Below are 556 nucleotides of genomic sequence, written 5' to 3' on the forward strand. Positions count from 1 at the left end.
TATCGCGGCATTGCAACACGTTACGACAAAAACCCGGCCAATTTCCTGGCTGCTGTCAAACTCATCGCTGTCCGCATCTGGTGCATCAGTTTATGAGTCTACGCCGTAGGATGGGGACCTGATCAAACAATTGTCTTTATCGAGTGTTTTTATTGATTTTTAGGTTTTGACAGTAGGGAGGCTTATTATGAGCGATCTTTTCTGGCTTTCAGATGCTGCATGGAATGCAATCGAACCCACATTTACCCAAGAACCGACCCGGAGCTCGACGTGTCGATGATCGGCGTGTCATTTCTGGTATCTTGCATGTTCTCAAGGTCGGTTGTCGCTGGCGTGATGTTGGGGCCGAATATGGTCCTGCAAAAATCGTCTACAACCGATATCACCGCTGGGCACAACGGCGTATTTGGCATCGTATATTTGAGACGATGGCAGCCAGCGGTCTGGTTCCACAGGAGCTTTCCATAGATAGCACACACGTCAAAGCGCACCGTTCGGCACAAGGCTCAAAAGGGGGGCGTGGACGCAAGCGATTGGCACGTCGCGCGGTGGAAGA

General features: G+C 50.9%; 2 pseudogenes. Both read left to right on the forward strand.

The window, feature by feature from the left end:
• Positions 1-96 (forward strand): annotated as a pseudogene (locus ABE530_RS19675) (IS5/IS1182 family transposase); the annotation flags it as partial.
• Between the two features lie 91 nt (positions 97-187).
• Positions 188-556, forward strand: a pseudogene (locus ABE530_RS19680) (IS5 family transposase); the annotation flags it as partial.

The sequence above is a fragment of the Brucella sp. TWI559 genome (assembly GCF_039674265.1).
Classification (GTDB): domain Bacteria; phylum Pseudomonadota; class Alphaproteobacteria; order Rhizobiales; family Rhizobiaceae; genus Brucella; species Brucella chromiisoli.